Source organism: Psychrobacter sp. S1-30-MNA-CIBAN-0213, from assembly GCF_040309845.1.
GTDB lineage: Bacteria > Pseudomonadota > Gammaproteobacteria > Pseudomonadales > Moraxellaceae > Psychrobacter.
In genome coordinates this window covers 1-236 of sequence record NZ_JBEOPE010000179.1, presented here as the reverse complement: position 1 = coordinate 236, position 236 = coordinate 1, and the positions used below count along the sequence as shown (strand labels likewise).

Here is a 236-nt window from a genome sequence, read left to right as displayed (position 1 = left end):
CTTAAGTTGTCCTCTCGGATAGCAGGTACCTGTAACACGTACCGAACGCCGCCATCTGTCTGAGGCTCTACATGATGCGTTAACGTCTTGCTCGTCGTCGCAGCGATAAATTTATCTAAATCATCCAAGCTTATTTGATCAGCGGCATCTGTTCTGCCGGTCGCAGTAGCCACGTAATTTTGCCAAATTGCTTGAGGTGAATAGCGACTGATACGCATCGGCTGACTAAAAGTGGC

At 48.3% G+C, this 236-nt stretch carries 1 pseudogene; it reads right to left on the bottom strand.

Annotated features, from left to right (window positions below):
• A pseudogene (locus tag AAEY87_RS14415) lies at positions 1–236 on the bottom strand (TauD/TfdA family dioxygenase); the annotation flags it as partial.